Raw genomic sequence first — 21,638 nt, 5'->3', positions numbered from 1 at the left:
CCCGAACAGGGGAAAGGAAGTTACGTGCTCGACGTCAACTTCTTCGATGAACTCCGCATCGGCCTGGCCACCGCTGAGGACATCCGTCAGTGGTCCTACGGCGAGGTCAAGAAGCCGGAGACCATCAACTACCGCACGCTCAAGCCCGAGAAGGACGGCCTCTTCTGCGAGAAGATCTTCGGCCCCACCCGGGACTGGGAGTGCTACTGCGGTAAGTACAAGCGCGTCCGTTTCAAGGGCATCATCTGTGAGCGCTGCGGCGTCGAGGTGACCCGTGCCAAGGTGCGCCGTGAGCGCATGGGCCACATCGAGCTCGCCGCTCCTGTGACCCACATCTGGTACTTCAAGGGCGTGCCGAGCCGCCTCGGCTACCTGCTGGACCTGGCGCCGAAGGATCTCGAGAAGATCATCTACTTCGCCGCCTACGTCATCGTCGCGGTCGACGAGGAGCTCCGCCACAACGAGCTGTCCACGCTCGAGGCGGAGATGGAGGTCGAGAAGAAGTCGGTCGCCGACCAGCGCGACGCCGACCTCGAGGCTCGCGCCCAGAAGCTCGAGGCGGACATCGCCGAGCTCGAGGCCGAGGGTGCCAAGTCCGACGTGCGCCGCAAGGTCAAGGACGGCGGCGAGCGCGAGATGCGTCAGCTCCGTGACCGTGCCCAGCGCGAGCTGGACCGTCTCGACGAGATCTGGTCGACCTTCACCAAGCTGAGCGTCAAGCAGCTCATCGTGGACGAGGGCCTGTACCGCGAGCTCGTCGACCGTTACGGCGAGTACTTCACCGGTGCGATGGGCGCGGAGTCCATCCAGATCCTCATGCGCAACTTCGACATCCACGCCGAGGCGGAGATCCTCCGGGAGACCATCCGCAGCGGCAAGGGCCAGAAGAAGCTGCGTGCGCTCAAGCGGCTCAAGGTCGTCGCGGCATTCCAGATGTCCGGCAACTCGCCGATGGGCATGGTCCTCGACGCCGTGCCGGTGATCCCGCCGGAGCTGCGTCCGATGGTTCAGCTCGACGGTGGCCGTTTCGCCACCTCCGACCTGAACGACCTGTACCGCCGCGTGATCAACCGCAACAACCGCCTCAAGCGACTGATCGACCTCGGTGCCCCCGAGATCATCGTCAACAACGAGAAGCGGATGCTGCAGGAGTCCGTGGACGCCTTGTTCGACAACGGCCGTCGTGGCCGGCCGGTCACCGGTCCGGGCAACCGTCCGCTGAAGTCCCTGAGCGACCTGCTCAAGGGCAAGCAGGGTCGATTCCGTCAGAACCTCCTCGGCAAGCGAGTCGACTACTCGGGCCGTTCGGTCATCGTCGTCGGCCCGCAGCTCAAGCTGCACCAGTGCGGTCTGCCGAAGCTGATGGCGCTCGAGCTGTTCAAGCCGTTCGTGATGAAGCGCCTGGTCGATCTCAACCACGCGCAGAACATCAAGTCGGCCAAGCGGATGGTCGAGCGTCAGCGCGCCCAGGTGTGGGACGTCCTCGAAGAGGTCATCGCCGAGCACCCCGTGCTGCTCAACCGTGCGCCCACCCTGCACCGCCTGGGCATCCAGGCCTTCGAGCCGCAGCTGGTCGAGGGCAAGGCCATTCAGCTCCACCCGCTGGTGTGTGAGGCCTTCAACGCCGACTTCGACGGTGACCAGATGGCAGTGCACCTGCCGCTGTCCGCCGAGGCGCAGGCCGAGGCCCGCATCCTGATGCTGTCCTCGAACAACATCCTGTCTCCCGCGTCGGGCCGCCCGCTGGCCATGCCGCGTCTGGACATGGTGACCGGGCTCTACCACCTGACCCGTCTGGACGAGGGCGTGGAGGGCGAGCTCGTCGAGGCCGGCACGGACCGCCCCGAGGTCGGCGCGTACTCCTCGCCCGCCGAGGCGCAGATGGCCGTCGATCGTGGCGCGCTCAAGGTGCAGGCGAAGATCAAGGTGCGCCTGACCCAGCAGCGTCCGCCGCGCGACCTCGAGGACCAGCTGTTCCCCGAGGGCTGGAACTACGGTGAGGGCTGGGTCGCCGAGACCACCCTCGGCCGGGTGCTCTTCAACGAGCTGCTCCCCGCGGACTACCCGTTCGTCAACGAGCAGATGCCGAAGAAGCGTCAGGCGACGATCATCAACGATCTCGCCGAGCGCTACCCGATGATCGTGGTCGCGCAGACCGTGGACAAGCTCAAGGACGCCGGTTTCTACTGGGCGACCCGTTCGGGCGTCACGGTGTCGATCTCCGACGTGCTCGTGCCGCCGAACAAGGCGGAGATCATGGACGCGTTCGAGGCGCAGGCCGACCAGATCGAGAAGAAGTACCAGCGCGGTGCCCTCAACCACACCGAGCGCAACAGCGCCCTGGTGAAGATCTGGTCCGAGGCCACCGACGAGGTCGGTAAGGCCATGGAGGCCCACTTCCCCGACGACAACCCGATCCCGATGATCGTGAAGTCCGGCGCCGCCGGCAACATGACTCAGGTTCGCTCGCTCGCCGGCATGAAGGGTCTGGTGACGAACCCGAAGGGTGAGTTCATCCCGCGGCCGATCAAGTCTTCCTTCAAGGAAGGCCTGACCGTTCTCGAGTACTTCATCAACACGCACGGTGCCCGTAAGGGTCTGGCCGACACCGCCCTGCGTACCGCCGACTCGGGTTACCTGACCCGTCGTCTGGTGGACGTCTCGCAGGACGTCATCGTTCGCGAGACCGACTGTGGCACCGAGCGCGGCATCGTCACCACCATCGCGGAGAAGCAGCCCGACGGCACGCTGATCCGGGACGCGCACGTGGAGACCAGCACCTACGCCCGCACGCTGGCCGCGGACGCGGTCGACGCCAACGGCACGGTCATCGTCGAGCGTGGACACGACCTGGGCGACCCGGCCATCGACGCGCTGCTGGCGGCCGGCATCACCGAGGTCAAGGTGCGCTCCGTGCTCACCTGCACCACCGGCACCGGCGTCTGCGCCACCTGCTACGGCCGCTCCATGGCGACCGGCAAGCTGGTGGACATCGGCGAGGCCGTGGGCATCGTCGCGGCCCAGTCCATCGGTGAGCCCGGTACCCAGCTGACCATGCGTACCTTCCACCAGGGTGGTGTCGCCGGAGACGACATCACCGGTGGTCTGCCGCGGGTCCAGGAGCTGTTCGAGGCCCGCGTCCCCAAGGGCAAGGCCCCGATCGCGGACGTCACCGGCCGGGTGCAGCTCGAGGACGGCGACCGCTTCTACAAGATCACCATCGTCCCGGACGACGGCGGCGAAGAGGTCGTGTACGACAAGCTCTCGAAGCGTCAGCGTCTGCGTGTGTTCAAGCACGAGGACGGCTCCGAGCGCCTGCTGGCCGACGGTGACCACGTCGAGGTCGGACAGCAGCTCATGGAGGGTGCAGCCGACCCGCACGAGGTGCTGCGCGTGATGGGCCCGCGCCAGGTGCAGATCCACCTGGTCAACGAGGTCCAGGAGGTGTACCGGAGCCAGGGTGTGTCGATCCACGACAAGCACATCGAGGTGATCGTGCGCCAGATGCTGCGTCGCGTGACGATCATCGACTCCGGCGCCACCGAGTTCCTGCCCGGTTCGCTCACCGAGCGGGCCGAGTTCGAGGCGTCCAACCGTCGCGTCGTCGCCGAGGGTGGTGAGCCCGCAGCCGGTCGTCCGGTGCTCATGGGTATCACCAAGGCCTCGCTGGCGACCGACTCGTGGCTGTCGGCGGCGTCCTTCCAGGAGACCACTCGCGTGCTGACCGATGCGGCGATCAACTGCCGCTCGGACAAGCTGATCGGTCTCAAGGAGAACGTGATCATCGGAAAGCTGATCCCGGCCGGAACCGGCATCAACCGGTACCGGAACATCCAGGTGCAGCCGACCGAGGAGGCGCGCGCCGCGGCGTACGCCGTGCCGTCCTACGACGACCAGTACTACAGCCCGGAAGGCTTCGGCACCGGGACTGGAGCTGCGGTCCCGCTGGACGACTACGGCCCCCACACCCTGCACTGGGTGTGGGGGCCGTTCCGCGTCTACCGTGGGGGACGAACCGGACACACAGCGCCGGCGCTGCAACACACCCCCGGAGGCGGAGATGGCTGGCAAGGGAATCGATCGGACGAAGGCACAGACAGCACTCGAGGTGGTCCGCGAGAGCCCGGCCATCACGGCGATCGTGGTGGCGCCCGCGGTCGTGGTGTTCGGGCTGCTGTGGTGGTTGACCGGGTTCGGCACGGCACTGCTGGTGACCGTGCTGCTCGGGGTGGTCGTGGTGGCGGGGAAGAAGTTCCTCGGCTGAGCCGCCCGGGACCCGTTTTCAGCCAGGTCGGCGGCGTGGAACGGGCAAACGGCCCATCCGCTGTGACGTGTACTGTACGGCCGCGTAATGTGAGCAGGAACATGTTCTAGTTTCGAGGAGGCCACAGTGGCGTTCGTGATCACCCAGCCGTGCTGCAACGATGCCAGCTGTACCGAGGTGTGCCCGGTGGACTGCATCCATCCGACGCCCGACGAGCGTGACTTCAAGTCCACGGAGATGCTCTACATCGACCCCGAGACCTGCATCGACTGCGGACTCTGCGTCGATGCCTGCCCGGTCGACGCGATCTTCCGCGACGACGACCTGCCGGAGGCGATGACCCGTTACTCGACGATCAACGCCGACTACTTCGCCGACAACGAGCCCGAGTACGCGGATCCCGCGCCTGCGCTCAAGTTCCCGAAGACCGACCAGGACCCGTTCCGGGTGGCGATCGTCGGCTCGGGCCCCTCGGCCTTCTACGCGGCCGGGGAACTGCTGGCGTTCAAGCGTTCCGGCATCGAGGTCGACATGTTCGACCGGCTGCCCACCCCGTGGGGCCTCGTCCGCGCGGGCGTGGCACCCGACCATCCGGAGACGAAGTCCGTCACCGACGTGTTCGCGGAGGTCGCGCGGCGGCCTGGGTTCCGGCTGCACCTGAACGTCGAGGTGGGCAAGCATCTCACCCACGAGGACCTGCTCGCGCACCACCACGCCGTGATCTACGCGGTCGGCGCGCCCAGCGACCGGCACCTCGGCATCCCCGGGGAGGACCTGCCGGGCAGCCTCGCGGCCACCGAGTTCGTGGCCTGGTACAACGGCCACCCGGACTACGCGGACCGTAGCTTCGACCTGACGTCCTCCCGCGCGGTAATCGTCGGCAACGGCAACGTCGCGCTCGACGTGGCACGACTGCTCGTCCTCGACCCGGACGTCCTCGACAAGACGGACATGGCCCCGCACGCCGTCGAGGCGCTTCGGCAGAGCTCGATCGAAGAGGTTGTGCTGCTCGGGCGCCGTGGCCCGGCGCAGGCGGCCTTCACCAGCCCCGAACTGCTGGCCCTCGGCCAGCTGCCGGACGTGGACATCGTGGTCTCCGCCGCGGATCTCGAGCTCGACGACTCCAGCGCCGCGGAGGTCGACACGAGCCCGGCGAAGCGGCTCAAGATAACGCTCCTGCGCGAGTATGCCGCGCGTCCGCTCGCCGGCCACCGGAAGCGGATCGTCCTGCGGTTCCTGACCTCGCCGGTGGAGGTGCAGGGCACCGACCACGTCACCGGCCTGCTGGTGGCGCGCAACGAGATGGTCGTCGGGGAGGACGGCACGATGCGTGCCCGCACCACCGAACAGACCGAACTGCTCGAGACGGGCATGGTGCTGCGGTCCGTCGGGTACCGGGGAGTGCCCGTTGCGGGTCTGCCGTTCGACGAGGCCCGCGGCACCATCAGCAACGTCGGCGGACGGGTCACCGAACTCGACGGCGAACCGGTGCCCGGAACCTACACGGCCGGCTGGATCAAGCGTGGCCCGTCGGGTGTCATCGGCACCAACCGGCAGTGCGCGCACGACACCATTGCGCTCATCCTCGAGGACCTGGCGGCCGACCGGCTGGACCCGCCGAAGGGCGACCGGGAGGCGTTCGCGGCGCTGGTGGCCGAGCGTCAGCCCGACGAGGTCGACTGGACGGGCTGGAAGGCGATCGACGCCCGCGAGCGCGAACTCGGCAAGGCCGCGGGCCGGTCCCGCGTCAAGCTCCTCGACCTCGACGAGATGGTCGCGCTCAGCCGCCCGCAGGGGTGACGCGGTCCGGGGGACGGTCGTCGGCGCCGTCCCAGGTCCGGTCGTCAATGCGGTAGTGGTCGACAACCGCCACCCGGGCGACCGCCCGGACCTCGTCGTCGACCAGGAACCACAGGGTCATCGAGCCGGGGTCGTGGCGGGCCCGGATCCGGACGTTCTCGCCCTCGGTGATCGGTGCCCGGTACTCGAGCACCGCTCGGTGCGGGCCGGCCAGCAGGTCGGCCCGTCCGGGTGCCGCGGCCCAGCCCTGCAGGTGCTGTTCGACGGCATGCCAGTAGGCCGCGTTGTTCACGTGGTCGAGCGGGTCGAGATCGGTCGAACGCAGGGGGAACGGGACGTCGGCGGGGGAGCCCGCAGACCGGCCACGGGCGTCGTCGTCCGGGGCCCGCTCGTCGAGCCAGGCGCGCCACCTGAGACGGTGCTCGTCGGTGGTCCGGCCGAGGTGTTCGAGTCCGCGGTCGCTGATCCGTGCCGGCATGCCGCTGTCGGGGTTGATGTTGATCCAGAACCCCTCGGTCTCGATCAGCGCGCCCTTGTCGCTGGTGACCCGGACCCGCATCGCGGACCACCGGGTGGACAGGCCCGCACACCAGCGCCGCAGGTGCACCCGGTCCGGCCATGACGCGGGCCGGACCACGTCGATCACGGTGCGTCGGACGATCCAGACCGGGTCGCTGTCGGCCAGTTCGCTGGCGTCGAGGTTGTCGGACCCCACGTCCGGCAGGTATCGGGAAACCCCGTCGAGCCGGAGCCGGTGGCCCGGGTCCACGTCGCCGGTGCGCACCGGCCAGGAAGCCGTGAAGCCGAGGCCGTCCGGGGGCGGCGGGGCGAGCGGCCGGTAGAGGCCCGATTCCGTTCTCGTGCTGATGTCCACGTCGGTGGTCCTTGCCGAGGGGGCGGGAGTGCGCTCCCCACACGGTAGTCCCGGCTCGGGTCTCCCGCGGCGCGGCCGCGGGCTCGTTCCGGATTGCGGTCGGCTCCCGGCGGCTAGCGTCGGGGGAGACCCGTCGCCCGCCCCGCCGCGCACCGGGTGGCCGGCGGGGAACAGTGACGGAACGAGAGATGGAGGTCAGTGGTGCAGGCAGTTGTGGTCACGGAGTTGACGGGTCCGGCGGGGATGGCGATGCAGGAGGTGCCGGACCCCGACGCCGACGGCAAGGTCCTGATCGACGTCCGGGCCTCCGGGGTGTGCTTCCCGGACCTGCTGATCAGCTACGGCAAGTACCAGTTGCGACCCGAGCCGCCGTTCGTGCCGGGCGCGGAGGTCGCGGGGGTGGTCGTGTCCGCACCCGCCGACAGCGGGCTCGCGCCGGGTGACCGAGTGCTCGCGATGTCGGACCTCGGCGGCTATGCCGAGCGGGTCGCGATCCCGGCCGCCCGGGTGATGCGCATTCCCGAGGGTCTCGACTTCGACGAGGCGGCCTCGCTGATCATCAACTACCAGACGATGGAGTTCGCCCTGGCCCGGCGGGCCGGGCTGGTGCCGGGGGAGACGGTGGTGGTGCTCGGTGCTGCCGGCGGTGTCGGTACCGCGGCGATCCAGTTGGCGAAGGCCCACGGGGCCCGGGTCATCGCGGTGGTTCGCCGGGCCGGCGCCGAGGAGTTCCTGCGCGAGCTCGGCGCGGACGAGGTGGTCGCGCTGGAGGACGGCTGGGCCGCGCGCGTCAGTGAGCTCACCGAGAACGTCGGTGCCCAGGTCGTCGTCGACCCGGTCGGCGGCGACGCCTTCGACGACGCGGTACGGGTGCTGGCGCCGGAGGGCCGGCTGGTGGTGATCGGGTTCGCCGGCGGCGGGATTCCGTCGGTGAAGGTCAACCGCGTGCTGTTCCGCAACATCAGCATCGTCGGCGCGGCCTGGGGTGAGTTCCTCCGCTCGCATCCGGAGGCGATGGCGCAGACGCACGAGGCGCTGACCAGGCTGGTCGCACAGGGGCTGCGCCCGCTGGTCAAGGCGCGGTACCCGCTGGCGGAGGCGCCCCGGGCGCTGGCCGACCTCGAGGCCGGGAAGGTGCTCGGCAAGGCGGTACTGGTCCGGGACTGAGGTCCCTCCGGCCCCCGGCCGGGTCGGCCTCAGAGCTCGCGGCCGGGTCGGCCCCCGTACTCACGGCCGGGCCGGGCCGGCCCCGGCACTCGCGGCCGGTCGGTCTCAGCGGGGGACGTGGAAGTTGACGAGGGTGGCGCCGGAGCGCGGCAGGTCGCACCAGGGGGCGGGGACCGTCAGCACGGCTATCGCCGACGTCGGGAACTTGTCCGCGATGCCCTCGGCCAGCGGGGACGCCGGGTCGAGGGCGACGGCCGCTCCGGGAACTCCCGGCTCGTGTCCCACGACGAGCAGGGTTCGCACCTCGTCCGCGGTGCGGGCGATCTCCCCGATCACCTCGGCGGGGGTGGCGCCGTAGAGCTCGTCGGCCAGCCTGGCCGGCGCGCCGATCCGCGCGGCCGCGAGCGTGAGCCGGGCGCGGGTGGCGGTCGAGCAGAGCGTCGCGTCGACCGGCGGCTGGGTCCGCCGGATCCAGTCGCCGGCCATCCCGGCCTGACGTTCGCCGCGCGGGGCCAGGGGCCGTCGGTGGTCCGCGACCTCTGGCGGGTAGGCAGACTTGCCGTGTCTGAGCAGGATCAGCGTCCGGGGTGGGAGATGCGGACCGGGGGGCATGCTGCCGACCGTAGCCGCTCCGAGCGACGGCGAGGTGTACGGGAAAATTCCGTTGCACGGCGCGCCGTCGACGTGGTCGGATGGGCGGGTCGCGGTGACGGCACTCACATTGCTAGCAATTGAGCAATAGTTGCACGAACGCTAGTATCTCCGGAGTGACTGCCTCGCCCGACGATCTCTACCTCGCCCTGGACGAGTTCCTCATGCGACTGATGGGCATGGGCGAGGGCGAGGCGATGGACAACCTCGTCGCAATGGACCTGTCCTTCACCCAGGTGCGTGCGCTGTTCGTGCTCGCGCAGTGCGGTGCGCCGGTGGCAATCCACGAGGTGGCCGAGCGGTTGGGTCTTTCCGTCGCCGCGACCGGTCGCAGTGTCGACCAGTTGGTGAACCAGGGCCTGCTGGAGCGTCGGGAGGACCTTCGCGACCGGCGGATCAAGCGAATTTCGTTGTCGGAGGCCGGTCGTACCATCGCGTCGGGACATCTCGAGACCAAACGCAACGAGCTGCGGGCCTTCGCCGCACGGTTGCCGGAGTCGGACCGCAACCAGCTGTTCGACTCGTTGAAATCCATTCTTGCGGGCGACACCCTGCGAGCCCACTGTCAGGAGAACAGATGACATCGCCGACACCCCCGGGAGCGCCAGCGGCGGTCCCGGACAAGCTCGACGGCGCGGTGCTGAAGGTTGCCAGCGTGGTGGTGCTCGGCGCCATCATGTCGATCCTCGACGTGACCGTCGTGTCTGTCGCGCTGCCGACGTTCATGAGCGAGTTCAACGCGACCTACGCCACCGTCGCCTGGACGATGACGGCCTACACGCTGGCCCTGGCGACGGTGATCCCGGTTACCGGTTGGGCCGCCGACCGTTTCGGCACCAAGCGCCTGTACATGACCGCGCTGGTGCTGTTCGTGGCCGGATCGGTCCTGTGCAGCATGGCCTGGGACATCCAGTCGCTGATCGGCTTCCGGGTGCTGCAGGGACTCGGCGGCGGCATGCTGATGCCGTTGGGCATGACGATCATGACCCGCGCCGCGGGACCGCAGCGCATCGGTCGCCTCATGGCCGTGCTGGGCATCCCGATGCTGCTCGGCCCGATCGCCGGCCCCATCCTCGGCGGCTGGCTGATCGAGGCGGCCAGCTGGCACTGGATCTTCCTGATCAACCTGCCGATCGGCATCATCGCGCTGTTCGCCGCCTTCAAGCTGCTGCCCTCCGACCAGCCGAGCCCGTCGGAGTCGTTCGACTTCCTCGGCATGCTGCTGCTCTCGCCGGGCCTGGCGCTGTTCCTGTTCGGCGTCTCGTCGATCCCGGAGACCCAGACCGTGGCGTCGTCCCGGGTGCTGGTCCCGGCCGTGATCGGTCTCGCGCTGGTGATCGGTTTCGTCTTCCACGCGCTTCGGGCGAAGCACCCGCTGATCGACCTGCGCCTGTTCCTGAACCGCAAGCTCACCATCGCCGTGGTGACCTCGACGCTGTTCGCGATCGCGTTCATGGGCGCCGGCCTGCTGTTCCCGAGCTACTTCCTGCAGGTGCGCGGTGAAAGCACCCTGACGGCCGGACTGCTGCTCGCGCCGCAGGGCATCGGTGCAATGGTCACCATGCCGCTCGCCGGCTTCCTGGTCGACAAGATCGGCCCCGGCAAGATCGTGCTGACCGGTATCACGGTGATCTCGGTCGGCATGGGAGTGTTCACCCAGGTCGGGGCCGACACCCCCTACCCGCTGCTGCTCGGCGCGCTGTTCGTCATGGGCCTGGGCATGGGCTGCACGATGATGCCGATCATGACCGCGGCAATGCAGACGCTGACCGATCACACGGTGGCACGCGGTTCGACACTGATGAACATCGTTCAGCAGGTCGCCGGGTCTGTCGGTACCGCGGTCATGTCCGTGGTGCTGACCAACCAGATGCTGTCCCGGCCGCTGGCCGGTCCGGCCACCGCGGCCCAGCACGATCCGTCGATCGCCGCGCAGATGCCGCCGGGCGCCGTCGAACAGGGCCTGGACCAGGCCGCGGACGCCTTCGGCAACACCTTCATGGTCGCGCTGGTACTCATCCTGCTGACGCTGATTCCGGCGATGTTGCTGCCCCGGCGCAAGGCCGCCGCGCCCCCCCCCCCCCCCCCCGTTCCCGGTTCCGGGGGTCACCCGGCGAGCCGGGCGACCTCCCGGGCGCAGCCCCACGACATGGTGACCCCGGCGCCGCCGTGGCCGTAACAGCAGATCACCGGTCGCTCACCCGGCAGCCACTCCAACCGCACCTCCGGTCGCGACGGCCGCAGCCCCACCGCCCGCGAGAGGATCGGCGCGTCCCTCAGCGCCGGGACCAGCGCGCGGGCGCGGGCCAGGATGGCGTGTTCGACATCCGGGTCGACGCGGGTGTCGAACGCGCCGAGGTCCGCCGTGCCCCCGCAGACCACGTCCTCGAAACGCGGCACGACGTAGGTCATGCCAGCGGGGTTGTCGTCGTCGATCAACCAGTCGGTCAGGCCGGGGTTGGCCAACCGGACCACCTGCCCGCGCAGTGGGGCGAGGGTGTCGTCGCCGACGAGGGCGCCCGAGCGCAGTCCCGCCGCGACCACCACCAGGTCGCCGTCGACCTCGGCGAGATCGGCGACCTCCGTACTGCTCAGTCGCACGCCGGCGCTCACACACTGGGCCGTCAGCCAGCCGAGGTAGACGCCCATGTCGATGATCGGCACCGTGACGCGGGCGGCGCTGGTGACGCCGTCCGGCAGTTCGGCGGCGGGTACCTCGGCGAGGCCCGTCACGGCGGATGCCCACCACCTGTCGGGTTCTGTGCGTTCGAGTAGCCGCCCGGTACGCATCGACACCCCGGCGTCGGGGTTCGCGGCCAGGTCCGCGAAGACCTCGGCGCTCTCCGCGGACCAGCGCAGCACCGGCCCGGGCGGGGCGGCGGCGTACGGAAACCAGATGGCCGCGGCGACCGCGGAGGTGGTGCGCTCCGCGGGGTCCGCGGTCAGCACCGTGACCAGGTGGCCCGCACGGGCGAGTTCCAGCGCGCAGGTCAGGCCGATGACACCCCCGCCGACGACCGTCGCGGTGCGTCCACCGCGGGTCACGACCGCCTGCGCCCGAGCGCGAAGTAGGCGATCGGCCCGACGAAGTTCACGAACGACGCGGCGGCCCAGGCCTTCCGCGAGCCCCGGATCTCGTCGGGGCCGCGCCGGCGGAGGTCGAGCAGGGCGGCGGCGGTCAGCGTCACCTGCACGACGCCGGCGAGGATGACGGTCACGCGGTAGCGCGGGTCGAGAGTTTTCTTACGAGTCATGTCGTCATTGTCCGCCAAGAGTCATGCGGTGCGGGTGAGGTGGAACCAGCGGGGATTCGACCGGCGCACCATCGGCGGCATCCCGCTGGTGTCGGCGGGGTCGTCGGTGTCGAGTTGCCACTGGGCGAGGGTGCGCTCGACCTCCGCGGGGCTGGCGCCCCGCGGCAGCGGCCCCCGCCGCCCCGGTCCGAACGCGAACATCAGCAGCGCCGCCCCGGGTTCCGTGATGCCGGTGATCTCGCGGGCGTAGGCGCGACGCTGTGCGGGAGTGAGCCCGTGGAAGCAGCCGACGTCGAGCACGAACCGGTAGCCCGAGCCGACCGAGTAGCCGAGGGCGGTGACGTCGCCGACGCGGAACTCGACGCTCACGTTCTCGGCGGCGGCCTTGCGCCGGGCCCGGTCGACCGCCAGCGGCACCGCGTCGATCGCGGTGACGTGCCAGCCCCGTCCGGCCATCTCGATGGAGTGGTCTCCGGTGCCACAACCCGCGTCCAGGGCCTTGCCCAGCGGGCCGCCCGCGCGCTCCTCGTGGTCGAGGTAGGTGGCCAGCTGGGCGCGCAGACCGGTGCCGGGGTGCTCCCAGGGGGTGACCCGGAGCCGGTAGGCCAGGGTGTAGCCGAGGTTGGTGATTCCGAGACTCGTGAACGAGAGGCTCATCGTCGCTCCTGGGGCGTCTTCGGTGCGAGGCTCGCTGACGCCGTGCTCCCAGTGTGCGCCGGTCGGGGCGGAATGCCACCCGGAATAGGAACGTGTTCTATATTTGCGAATATCCCGAAAACCGCCGATCTCTGGAGTTCACGACATGTACGAGTGGTCCGATACCGATCTGATGTTCCGCGACGCCCTGCGTGGGTTCATCGAGAAGGAAATCAAGCCGCACGTCGACAAGCTGGAGAGCGGCGAACTGCCCCCGTTCGACATCATCCGCAAGCTGTACTCGACCTTCGGCATCGACGAGATGGCCCGTGAGGGACTCGAGCGGGCATTTGCCAAGGAGGAGGCAAAGGAGCGCGGCGAGACCCTGCCCGAGTCGGGTGAGGGCTCCGGCGGTTTCAGCGGTGCCGGCAGCATGGGCGTCATCCTCAACAGCGAGATCGCCGGCGTGAGCCTCGGCCTGATCACGTCGATGGGTGTGAGCACCGGCCTCGCCGCGGGCACCCTCCGCAGCCGGGGCACCCTGGCGCAGAAGAAGCGCTGGCTGCCGGAACTGGTCACCATGGAGAAGGTGGGTGCGTGGGCGATCACCGAGCCCGACTCCGGCTCGGATGCGTTCGGCGGCATGAAGTCCTACGTCCGTCGTGACGGTGACGACTACATCCTCAACGGCCAGAAGACCTTCATCACCAACGGTCCCTACGCCGACGTCACCATCGTCTACGCCAAGCTCGACGAGGGTGACGCGTCCGTCGACCGCCGCGACCGCAAGGTTCTCGGATTCGTCCTCGACAAGGGGATGGAGGGCTTCACGCAGAGCCCGCCGTTCAAGAAGATGGGAATGAACTCCTCGCCCACCGGTGAGCTGTTCTTCGACAACGTCCGCATCAGCAAGGACCGACTGCTCGGCGAGACCGAGAACCCGGCCAAGGGCGACGGCAAGTCGAGCGCGAAGGAGTCGTTCGCGGCCGAGCGCATCGGCATCGCCTCGATCGCGCTCGGCATCATCAACGAGTGCCAGCGGCTGTCAATCGACTACGCCAAGACCCGCAAGCTGTGGGGCAAGGAGATCGGGCAGTTCCAGCTCATCCAGCTCAAGCTGGCCGAGATGGAGGTCGCCCGCCTCAACGTGCAGAACATGGTGTTCAACGCGGTCGAGCGCACCGCGGCCGGGAACAAGGTGACCCTGGCGGAGGCGTCGGCGATGAAGCTGTACTCCTCGCGTGCGGCCACCGAGGTGGCGATGGAGGCCGTCCAGCTGTTCGGCGGCAACGGCTACATGGCCGAGTACAAGGTGGAGCAGCTCGCGCGTGACGCGAAGTCGCTGAGCCGATGGCAGGTGGGCCCGGCGTTCTTCGTCGTGGTGGCGGTCGTCAGGCGACGCTGCCGAGCTCCTCGGCCCGCGCCCGCAGCGTGGACTCGGTGTGCTTGATCGCGGTCCCCACGATGGGCTCGACGATCTTCGACAGGGCCTTGCCGATGATCCCGCCCGGCAGCGTGTAGTCGAAGTCGACCGTGAGTTCCGTGTGGCCGTCGGCGGTCGGCGCGAACCGCCAGGAGGAGCTGTTGCTGATGCCGTCGACCGACTCCAGGGTGATCAGGCGGTTCTCCTCCCACTGCGTGATCCGGACCTTCGAGTGCAGGGCCTTGGGGCCGAGCTGCATGGTGGCGTCGAAGGTGGCGCCGAGTCCCTGCGTCTGCGCCCCGATGGGCGTGAACCGGGTGACTCCGAACATCCAGGCGGGCACGTTGCGGTAGTCGTCGACGTAGGCGAAACCCGCCTCGACGGGCACCCGAGCAATCGCGGTGCGGTGGATCTTGCCCATTTCTCTCCTCGGTGTCCCGGCGGCCTCCGTGCGCCGCCTCCACTCGACGGTAGTGTGCCGGACCAGAGTCAGGTAAAGGTTAGGGTATGAATTGTCAACCGCTACAGTCGATTCATGGACGGTCGGGAGCGGGACGCGAGTGGACGGCCGCTGAACGCACGGCCCCGTGACGGCCTGGGCAGGCTGTTGCCGCGGGGCGCGACCGGGGTCCCGCGGGTCCCCGAGGGACTGGGGCTGACCCCGGTGGAGACCGTGTCGCGAGCTCAGGAGCTACTCGACGCCGGAATGCCGTTCCATGCGCACGAGGTGTTCGAGGAGGCGTGGAAGTCCGCGCCGGAGGCCGAGCGGGAGTTGTGGCAGGGACTGGCGCAGCTGGCGGTCGGGCTGACGCATCTGCTGCGAGGGAATGCGGTGGGGGCGAGGTCGTTGCTCGAGCGCGGCGCGGGTCGGGTCCGTCCCTACGCGGCGGAGCCGCCGTACGGCCTCGATGTGGCCGGCCTGCTGGGGTGGGCGTCCGGCCTGCTCGGTGAGCTCGACGGCGGGCCGGCCGCGCAGCGGTCGTAGCCCCGAGGGCTACGACCGCCTCGAGCAGCTTGACGGGCCGGATTCTCAGTCGCGCGGAACCCGACTGAGGATCACGGAAAAGTGCTGCCGATATTGCCGGTGCTGCTCGAGGTGGGGGTGGAGGTGAATCCGGGGTACAGCAGGGTGATGAGGGCGGTCAGGTCCATGGTCGCTCCTAGGTGCTTGTGTCTTGACGGGGTACCCGCGAATGCGGCGCCGTCAATTTCTATCGCATTTGCCGCCTGCCGGCGGCGTTTTCGGGTGCCTGCCTGCCGGTCGAGATTGATGCGAATGACGCTGCGACATAAGGGAAAACGGAACCTTCTGGATCGGAGGTCCGACTGGGTCCGGCGAGATGCGGGCAATTTCCGGAATGTCTGGATGTCCCGGAAAGCACTGTGGGGGTCACCGACGAATGTCGGTGGCCCCCACAGCGCGATGGGTCTTCGGCTGCTACTGGCCCGAAGCCGACATCGAGGACAGCGAACCGGTGCTGCTGCTGCCGCCGTCGCTGCTGCCCGACGAGATCTTGTCGAGGGCTGCGAAGACCGTGCTCAGTCCGCCGAACAGGTCAGAGAAATCAGACGACATGTGCGCTCCTGTGGTTACTTTACTGCTGCGGATTCTTTACTGAATTGTGATACGCCTGGACATGCGTTCGTTATTTGTACCTGATTAGCCGACAGTTCGCGGGGGCTTGCTGTCTGTGACATATATCACATCGCGAGCGGCTGGAACGCAACCGGCGCTGCGTGGGCGCGATCGGGCTCCGCGGGTCAGCTGCCGATGGTGATGGTGGGGAAGAAGGGGATGCCGAGACTGCTGCCGACGTTGGCGTCGGGGCTTGCGCCGAAATTGAAGGTGCCAAAGGTGTTGATGAGGTTGGTCCATGCGGCGAACAGTGCGTCGAACGGGGGCATGCGCACTCCTGTGTTGTCGTGAGCTCACGCTGTGGCGCCCGGGCTGGACGCCGGACCAGTTCTACCGCACCGCGGGGCCGAATCTCCGATCTCGGGCAAACCTCTGAAAATGTTGTAGCGCAGCATAATTTGTGGCCGTAGTGATTAACGCCAATGGGTGATTTGCGGTGCTTGGTAGTGATGGCGGGCAGGTCTGTGCGGCGACCGGGTCGGAGGCTCGGTGGTGCAGGGGCCTGCCATGCGCGGGCTCCGGCGGGTGGGTCGGGACTCTTCGTTCGGGCGGGGGGTCCCTGTTGTGCGTACGCATCTCGACTGCCGGCGGCCGGGCTCCGTCAAATAACAAGCATTCGTGCTTGCTTTTTTTGTCCGCCGGTGTGATGCTGCTCTCAGTCCAGTCGAGGGAGTATGCATGGCCGACCTGAGCACCGTCATCGATGACCTGCGCGCCGAGGGTGACGCGCTGGACGCGCTGGTTGCGGCCCTGCCGCCCGAACAGTGGTCGTTGCCCACCCCTGCCGACCGGTGGACCGTCGCGCACCAGGTGGGGCACCTGGCGTGGACCGACCGCGCCGCATTGACGGCGGTGACCGACCCCGATGCCTTCGCGGAGGGACTGGTCGAGGCCTGGCAGAACCCGGCCGGATTTGTCGACGTGGCCGCCGAGGTGGAGGCGGCCCGGCCGCCCGCCGAACTGCTCGCGGACTGGCGCGACGGCCGGGACCGACTGGCCGCAGTGCTCGCCGCGGTGCCCGCCGGCGCAAAGATCCCGTGGTACGGGCCGCCGATGAGTGCGATGTCGATGGCCACGGCCCGGCTGATGGAGACCTGGGCGCACGGGCAGGACGTCGCGGAGGCGCTCGGCGCCGCGTCCGCGCCCACCAACCGGCTCCGCGCGATCGCGCACCTCGGCGTCCGGACCCGCGACTTCGCCTATGCCGTCAACTCTCTCGCCCCGCCCGCGGAGGAGTTCCGGTTCGAGTTGACCGCACCCGAGGGCGACGAGCTCTGGACCTGGGGACCCGAGGACGCGGCCCAGCGGGTGACCGGACCAGCCCACGACTTCTGCCTGCTGGTGACCCAGCGCGCGCACCCCGACGACCTCGCCCTGGTGGCGGTCGGCCCGGACGCCGCCACCTGGCTCGGCATCGCGCAGGTCTTCGCCGGTCCGTCCGGCGGCGGCCGTGAACGAAAGGCCGACGCATGAGCGTCCGGATCGGCAACTGCTCCGGCTTCTACGGCGACCGCATCTCCGCGATGCGTGAGATGCTCGAGGGCGGCGAACTCGACTACCTCACCGGCGACTACCTGGCCGAGCTGACGATGCTCATCCTCGGCCGGGACCGGATGAAGGACCCGTCGCTCGGGTACGCCAAGACCTTCCTGCGGCAGGTCGAGGACACCCTCGGCCTCGCGATGGACAAGGGCGTCAAGATCGTCGCGAACGCCGGCGGGCTCAACCCGGCCGGCCTGGCCGCCGCGCTGCGCCGGGTCAACGACAAGCTCGGGCTCGGCGCCACCGTCGCGCACGTCGAGGGTGACGACCTGGTCGCCCGGGCCGCGGAACTCGGGCTCGGCAGCCCGCTGACCGCGAACGCCTACCTCGGCGGGTGGGGGATAGTCGAGTGCCTGGCCTCCGGTGCGGACGTCGTCGTCACCGGCCGGGTCACCGACGCCTCCGTGATCGTGGCCCCGGCCGCGTACCACTTCGGCTGGCGCCCCGACGACTTCGACCGGCTGGCCGGTGCGGTGGCCGCCGGGCACGTCATCGAGTGCAGTACCCAGGCGACCGGTGGCAACTACGCGTTCTTCACCGAGGTGGCGAACCTGGACCGCCCCGGGTTCCCGATCGCGGAGATCCGCGAGGACGGCTCGTCGGTGATCACCAAGCACGACGGCACGGGCGGCGAGGTCAGCGTCGGCACCGTCACCGCGCAACTGCTCTACGAGATCACGGGCGCCCGGTATGCCGGCCCGGACGTGACGACGCGCATCGACACCGCGACGCTCACCCAGCTCGGCCCCGACCGCGTCCTCATCAGCGGAGTGACCGGCGAAGCGCCGCCGCCGCAGCTCAAGGTCTCGCTCAACACGCTCGCCGGCTTCCGCAACGAGGCGACGTTCCTGCTGACCGGTCTGGACGTGGAGGCGAAGGCCGAGCTGGCCAAGCGGCAGCTCGAGGCCTGGCTGCCGACCCGGCCCGCCGAGCTCGAGTGGACCCTCGCGCGCACCGACCATCCCGACGCCGACACCGAGGAGACGGCAACGGCGTTGCTGCGCTGCGTGGTTCGCGATCCGGATGCCGCGGTGATCGGCCGGCCGTTCTCCTCGGTCGCCGTCGAGATGGCGCTGGCCAGCTACCCCGGGTTCGCGCTCACGGCGCCGCCGGGCAACGGCCAGCCTTACGGCGTCTTCACCCCCGGTTACGTCGACGCCGCCGTGGTGCCGCATGTCGCGGTGCTGCCCGACGGGACCCGGGTGGACGTGGCGCCGTCCGAGCTCACCCTGGACCTGGCCCCGGCCGCCGACCCGGAACTGCCGCAACCACTGCCGTCGCAGCCGGGCAGCCGGGTGCCGCTCGGCCGCATCGCGGGCGCACGCAGCGGCGACAAGGGGGGCAACGCCAACGTCGGGGTCTGGGTGCGCACCGACGACCAGTGGCGTTGGCTGGCACACGCACTCACCGTCGACGAGCTCAAGCGGTTGCTGCCCGAGGCGGCACCCCTGACCGTCACCCGGCACCTGTTCCCGCACCTGCGCGCCGTGAACTTCGTGATCGAGGGCATCCTCGGCCAGGGGGTGGCCTCGCAGGCGCGGTTCGACCCGCAGGCCAAGGGGATCGGCGAGTGGTTGCGGGCCCGGTACATCGAGATCCCGAACTCCCTTCTCCCCGAAGCAGAACAGGAAGGTTCCCGACTGTGAGCGCGTGGACCACACCGGAACGGCTCGCCCTGCGCGAGACCGTCCGCGGATTCGTCGACCAGGAGGTGCTGCCCTACCTCGGCGACTGGGAGCGGGAGGGACAGATCCCTCGGGAGTTGCACCGCAAGGCGGGCGCACTGGGCCTGCTCGGCGCCGGTGCACCGGAGAGTGCCGGCGGCGAGGGTGGGGACGCGGTCGACGCCATCGTCATCTGCGAGGAGATGCACCAGGCGGGTGCCTCCGGTGGTCTGTTCGCTTCGCTGTTCACCTGCGGAATCTCCGTGCCGCACCTGATCGCCGCGGGCGATCGGGAACAGATCGACAAGTGGGTGCGACCGACACTGCGCGGCGAGATGATCGGTTCACTCGCCATCACGGAACCCGGCGGCGGGTCGGACGTCGGCCACCTGCGGACCACCGCCGTGCGGGACGGCGACCACTACATCGTCAACGGGTCCAAGACTTTCATCACCTCCGGCGTCCGCGCCGACTTCGTGGTCACCGCGGTGCGCACCGGTGGTCCGGGGGCCGGCGGCGTCTCGTTGCTCGTCGTCGAGAGGGACACACCGGGCTTCGAGGTCTCGCGTCGGCTGGAGAAGATGGGCTGGCGGGCCTCGGACACCGCGGAGCTGTCGTTCGTCGACGCCCGGGTGCCGGCGGCGAACCTGGTCGGCGCCGAGAACACGGGCTTCCAGCAGATCGCGCAGGCCTTCGTCAGCGAGCGGGTCGCCCTTGCGGCGCAGGCGTACTCGAGCGCCCAGCGGTGTCTCGACCTGACCCTGCAGTGGTGCCGCGACCGCGAGACCTTCGGACGCCCGCTGATCACCCGTCAGGCCGTGCAGAACACGGTGACCGAGATGGCGCGCAAGATCGACGTCGCGCGCGTCTACACCCGCTCGGTGGTCGAACGGCACCAGGCCGGCGACGGCGACCTGATCGCCGAGGTCTGCTTCGCCAAGAACACGGCCGTCGAGGCGGGCGAGTGGGTGGCGAACCAGGCGGTGCAACTCTTCGGCGGCCTCGGCTACATGCAGGAGAGCGAAGTGGAACGACAGTACCGCGACATGCGGATCCTGGGCATCGGCGGCGGGACCACCGAGATCCTGACCGGGTTGGCGGCAAAGCGATTGGGGTATCAGTCATGACGGTCATCAGGTCCACGCTCGACACCCGGTCGGAGGTGTACGCGACCGCGGTCGAGACGATGAACACCAAGCTCGCCGAGCTCGACGTCGAGCATGCGAAGGCGCTCGGCGGTGGCGGCGAGAAGTACGTGGCGCGGCACCACGAGCGGGGCAAGCTGCTCGCCCGTGAGCGCATCGAGCTGCTGGTCGACCCGGACTCGCCCTTCCTCGAGCTGTGCCCGCTGGCGGCCTGGGGCAGCGACTTCCCGGTCGGTGCCAGCACCGTGGTGGGCATCGGCGTGGTCGAGGGGGTCGAGTGCCTCATCGTCGCCAACGACCCGACCGTCCGCGGCGGCACCAGCAACCCCTGGACCTTGCGGAAGGGGTTCCGCGCCAACGACATCGCAATGCAGAACCGGCTCCCGGTGATCTCGCTGGTGGAGTCGGGTGGCGCGGACCTGCCCACCCAGAAGGAGGTCTTCATCCCCGGTGGGCGGATGTTCCGCGACCTCACTCAGCTCTCGGCAGCAGGGATCCCCACCATCGCGCTGGTCTTCGGCAACTCGACCGCCGGCGGCGCGTACATCCCCGGCATGTCCGACCACGTGGTGATGATCAAGGAGCGCTCCAAGGTGTTCCTCGCGGGACCGCCCCTGGTCAAGATGGCCACCGGTGAGGAGTCCGACGACGAGGCGCTCGGCGGTGCCGAGATGCATGCCCGCACATCGGGCCTGGCGGACTACTTCGCCGCCGACGAGCAGGACGCCATCCGCATCGGCCGAAGCATCGTCAAGCGGCTCAACTGGACCAAGAAGGGGCCCGCGCCGCGGGCCGAGGTGATCGAGCCGCTGGAGGATCCCGAGGAACTGCTCGGCATCGTGCCGGCCGACCTGAAGATCCCGTTCGACCCCCGCGAGGTCATCGCCCGGATCGTCGACGGCTCCGACTTCGACGAGTTCAAGCCGCTCTACGGCTCGTCGCTGGTGACCGGCTGGGCCGAGCTGCACGGCTACCCGATCGGCATCCTCGCCAACGCCCGCGGCGTGCTCTTCAGCGAGGAGTCGCAGAAGGCCACCCAGTTCATCCAGCTGGCCAATCGGTCCAACACCCCGTTGCTGTTCCTGCACAACACCACCGGGTACATGGTGGGCAAGGAGTACGAGGAGGGAGGCATGATCAAGCACGGCTCGATGATGATCAATGCCGTTGCCAACTCCAAGGTTCCGCACATCTCGATCCTGCTCGGTGCGTCCTACGGGGCCGGCCACTACGGCATGTGCGGCCGCGCCTTCGACCCGCGTTTCCTGTTCGCCTGGCCGAGTTCGAAGTCCGCCGTGATGGGCGGCGCCCAGCTGGCGGGCGTCATCTCCATCGTCGGCCGCGCCTCCGCACAGGCCCGGGGGCAGGCCTTCGACGAGGCCGCCGACGCCGGGATGCGCGCCATGATCGAGAACCAGATCGAGGCCGAGTCGTTGCCGATGTTCCTCTCCGGCCGGCTGTACGACGACGGCGTCATCGACCCGCGAGACACCCGAACCGTGGTGGGAATGTGCCTGTCGGCCATCGCCACCGCCCCGATCGAAGGCACCGAGAACTTCGGTGTCTTCCGGATGTGAGGCAG

17 protein-coding genes and 2 pseudogenes are annotated in these 21,638 nt (G+C 69.2%); 11 read left to right on the top strand and 8 right to left on the bottom strand.

Annotation, left to right across the window (positions count from 1 at the left end; translation table 11 throughout):
* Window positions 1–24: 24 nt before the first annotated feature.
* Together AC1DWC_RS13375 and AC1DWC_RS13370 are read left to right on the top strand one after the other, a co-directional pair.
* Window positions 25–3,960, top strand: a pseudogene (locus AC1DWC_RS13375) (DNA-directed RNA polymerase subunit beta'); the annotation flags it as partial.
* Between the two features lie 430 nt (window positions 3,961–4,390).
* A complete protein-coding gene (locus AC1DWC_RS13370; protein ID WP_477908705.1) occupies window positions 4,391–6,064 on the top strand; it encodes a 4Fe-4S binding protein in 1,674 nt (557 codons plus the stop codon).
* Here the strand turns inward: AC1DWC_RS13370 and AC1DWC_RS13365 are convergent.
* A complete protein-coding gene (locus AC1DWC_RS13365; protein ID WP_477908703.1) occupies window positions 6,045–6,938 on the bottom strand; it encodes an acyl-[acyl-carrier-protein] thioesterase in 894 nt (297 codons plus the stop codon). The two genes, AC1DWC_RS13370 and AC1DWC_RS13365, sit on opposite strands and share 20 nt — an antisense overlap.
* A 201-nt stretch (window positions 6,939–7,139) precedes the next feature.
* On the opposite strand from AC1DWC_RS13365, the gene AC1DWC_RS13360 reads away from it, so the two are divergent.
* Entirely contained in the window at window positions 7,140–8,105 is a 966-nt protein-coding gene (locus tag AC1DWC_RS13360; protein ID WP_477908938.1) for an NADPH:quinone oxidoreductase family protein, read from the top strand.
* A gap of 105 nt (window positions 8,106–8,210) precedes the next feature.
* On the opposite strand, the gene AC1DWC_RS13355 is transcribed toward AC1DWC_RS13360, so the two are convergent.
* Complete coding sequence (locus AC1DWC_RS13355; protein ID WP_477908701.1) at window positions 8,211–8,717, bottom strand: SixA phosphatase family protein; 507 nt, start codon at window positions 8,715–8,717, stop codon at window positions 8,211–8,213.
* 203 nt (window positions 8,718–8,920) lie between these two features.
* Between AC1DWC_RS13355 and AC1DWC_RS13350 the strand changes: the two genes are divergently transcribed.
* Window positions 8,921–9,337 (top strand): MarR family winged helix-turn-helix transcriptional regulator, encoded by a 417-nt coding sequence (locus AC1DWC_RS13350; RefSeq protein WP_477908936.1) that lies wholly within the window; start codon window positions 8,921–8,923, stop codon window positions 9,335–9,337.
* Window positions 9,334–10,830: pseudogene (locus tag AC1DWC_RS13345) on the top strand (DHA2 family efflux MFS transporter permease subunit); the annotation flags it as partial. The gene AC1DWC_RS13350 and the pseudogene AC1DWC_RS13345, both read left to right, overlap by 4 nt.
* A 32-nt stretch (window positions 10,831–10,862) precedes the next feature.
* Here AC1DWC_RS13345 and AC1DWC_RS13340 read toward each other — a convergent pair.
* The 3 genes from AC1DWC_RS13340 to AC1DWC_RS13330 are packed head-to-tail and all read right to left on the bottom strand — an operon-like array spanning window position 10,863 to window position 12,667.
* Entirely contained in the window at window positions 10,863–11,870 is a 1,008-nt protein-coding gene (locus AC1DWC_RS13340) for an FAD-dependent oxidoreductase (protein ID WP_477908934.1), read from the bottom strand.
* Entirely contained in the window at window positions 11,798–12,010 is a 213-nt protein-coding gene (locus AC1DWC_RS13335; protein ID WP_477908699.1) for a PLDc N-terminal domain-containing protein, read from the bottom strand. Before AC1DWC_RS13335 ends, AC1DWC_RS13340 begins: the two co-directional genes overlap by 73 nt.
* A 21-nt stretch (window positions 12,011–12,031) precedes the next feature.
* Window positions 12,032–12,667, bottom strand: coding sequence for a class I SAM-dependent methyltransferase (locus tag AC1DWC_RS13330; protein WP_477908697.1), 636 nt, complete (start codon window positions 12,665–12,667; stop codon window positions 12,032–12,034).
* Between the two features lie 145 nt (window positions 12,668–12,812).
* Here AC1DWC_RS13330 and AC1DWC_RS13325 point away from each other — a divergent pair, with 145 nt between their 5' ends.
* Entirely contained in the window at window positions 12,813–14,096 is a 1,284-nt protein-coding gene (locus AC1DWC_RS13325; RefSeq protein WP_477908695.1) for an acyl-CoA dehydrogenase family protein, read from the top strand.
* Here the strand turns inward: AC1DWC_RS13325 and AC1DWC_RS13320 are convergent.
* Window positions 14,038–14,490: an SRPBCC family protein gene (locus AC1DWC_RS13320; RefSeq protein WP_477908693.1), complete on the bottom strand. Its 453-nt coding sequence runs from the start codon at window positions 14,488–14,490 to the stop codon at window positions 14,038–14,040. The two genes, AC1DWC_RS13325 and AC1DWC_RS13320, sit on opposite strands and share 59 nt — an antisense overlap.
* Before the next feature lie 114 nt (window positions 14,491–14,604).
* On the opposite strand from AC1DWC_RS13320, the gene AC1DWC_RS13315 reads away from it, so the two are divergent.
* Complete coding sequence (locus AC1DWC_RS13315; RefSeq protein ID WP_477908691.1) at window positions 14,605–15,054, top strand: DUF309 domain-containing protein; 450 nt, start codon at window positions 14,605–14,607, stop codon at window positions 15,052–15,054.
* Between the two features lie 453 nt (window positions 15,055–15,507).
* On the opposite strand, the gene AC1DWC_RS13310 is transcribed toward AC1DWC_RS13315, so the two are convergent.
* On the bottom strand, window positions 15,508–15,645 hold the full coding sequence (locus tag AC1DWC_RS13310; protein ID WP_169888103.1) for a hypothetical protein: 138 nt from the start codon (window positions 15,643–15,645) through the stop codon (window positions 15,508–15,510).
* Between the two features lie 185 nt (window positions 15,646–15,830).
* On the bottom strand, window positions 15,831–15,974 hold the full coding sequence (locus AC1DWC_RS13305; RefSeq protein ID WP_477838619.1) for a hypothetical protein: 144 nt from the start codon (window positions 15,972–15,974) through the stop codon (window positions 15,831–15,833).
* Window positions 15,975–16,383: 409 nt separating this feature from the next.
* On the opposite strand from AC1DWC_RS13305, the gene AC1DWC_RS13300 reads away from it, so the two are divergent.
* Genes AC1DWC_RS13300 through AC1DWC_RS13285 form a run of 4 tightly spaced genes read left to right on the top strand, consistent with a single transcriptional unit; the run spans window position 16,384 to window position 21,633 of the window.
* On the top strand, window positions 16,384–17,178 hold the full coding sequence (locus AC1DWC_RS13300) for a TIGR03084 family metal-binding protein (protein WP_477908688.1): 795 nt from the start codon (window positions 16,384–16,386) through the stop codon (window positions 17,176–17,178).
* Window positions 17,175–18,893 carry an acyclic terpene utilization AtuA family protein gene (locus AC1DWC_RS13295; RefSeq protein WP_477908686.1) on the top strand — a complete coding sequence of 573 codons (1,719 nt, stop codon included), beginning with the start codon at window positions 17,175–17,177 and terminating at the stop codon, window positions 18,891–18,893. Before AC1DWC_RS13300 ends, AC1DWC_RS13295 begins: the two co-directional genes overlap by 4 nt.
* Entirely contained in the window at window positions 18,890–20,038 is a 1,149-nt protein-coding gene (locus AC1DWC_RS13290; protein ID WP_477908684.1) for an acyl-CoA dehydrogenase family protein, read from the top strand. Before AC1DWC_RS13295 ends, AC1DWC_RS13290 begins: the two co-directional genes overlap by 4 nt.
* Window positions 20,035–21,633: an acyl-CoA carboxylase subunit beta gene (locus AC1DWC_RS13285; protein ID WP_072842731.1), complete on the top strand. Its 1,599-nt coding sequence runs from the start codon at window positions 20,035–20,037 to the stop codon at window positions 21,631–21,633. Before AC1DWC_RS13290 ends, AC1DWC_RS13285 begins: the two co-directional genes overlap by 4 nt.
* Window positions 21,634–21,638: the final 5 nt, after the last annotated feature.

The sequence above is a fragment of the Rhodococcus sp. P4_C10 genome, assembly GCF_056402135.1.
Note: the sequence above shows the minus strand (reverse complement) of the source record. Positions and strands in the feature narration are given on the sequence as shown.

Excerpts from the sequence above, each read along its gene's own strand:
- AC1DWC_RS13315 (WP_477908691.1), top strand. The coding sequence starts at position 14,605 with ATGGACGGTCGGGAGCGGGACGCGAGTGGACGGCCGCTGAACGCACGG.
- AC1DWC_RS13285 (WP_072842731.1), top strand. The coding sequence starts at position 20,035 with ATGACGGTCATCAGGTCCACGCTCGACACCCGGTCGGAGGTGTACGCG.
- AC1DWC_RS13330 (WP_477908697.1), bottom strand. The coding sequence starts at position 12,667 with ATGAGCCTCTCGTTCACGAGTCTCGGAATCACCAACCTCGGCTACACC.
- AC1DWC_RS13335 (WP_477908699.1), bottom strand. The coding sequence starts at position 12,010 with ATGACTCGTAAGAAAACTCTCGACCCGCGCTACCGCGTGACCGTCATC.
- AC1DWC_RS13300 (WP_477908688.1), top strand. The coding sequence starts at position 16,384 with ATGGCCGACCTGAGCACCGTCATCGATGACCTGCGCGCCGAGGGTGAC.
- AC1DWC_RS13310 (WP_169888103.1), bottom strand. The coding sequence starts at position 15,645 with ATGTCGTCTGATTTCTCTGACCTGTTCGGCGGACTGAGCACGGTCTTC.
- AC1DWC_RS13295 (WP_477908686.1), top strand. The coding sequence starts at position 17,175 with ATGAGCGTCCGGATCGGCAACTGCTCCGGCTTCTACGGCGACCGCATC.
- AC1DWC_RS13305 (WP_477838619.1), bottom strand. The coding sequence starts at position 15,974 with ATGCCCCCGTTCGACGCACTGTTCGCCGCATGGACCAACCTCATCAAC.
- AC1DWC_RS13350 (WP_477908936.1), top strand. The coding sequence starts at position 8,921 with ATGCGACTGATGGGCATGGGCGAGGGCGAGGCGATGGACAACCTCGTC.
- AC1DWC_RS13355 (WP_477908701.1), bottom strand. The coding sequence starts at position 8,717 with ATGCCCCCCGGTCCGCATCTCCCACCCCGGACGCTGATCCTGCTCAGA.
- AC1DWC_RS13320 (WP_477908693.1), bottom strand. The coding sequence starts at position 14,490 with ATGGGCAAGATCCACCGCACCGCGATTGCTCGGGTGCCCGTCGAGGCG.
- AC1DWC_RS13325 (WP_477908695.1), top strand. The coding sequence starts at position 12,813 with ATGTACGAGTGGTCCGATACCGATCTGATGTTCCGCGACGCCCTGCGT.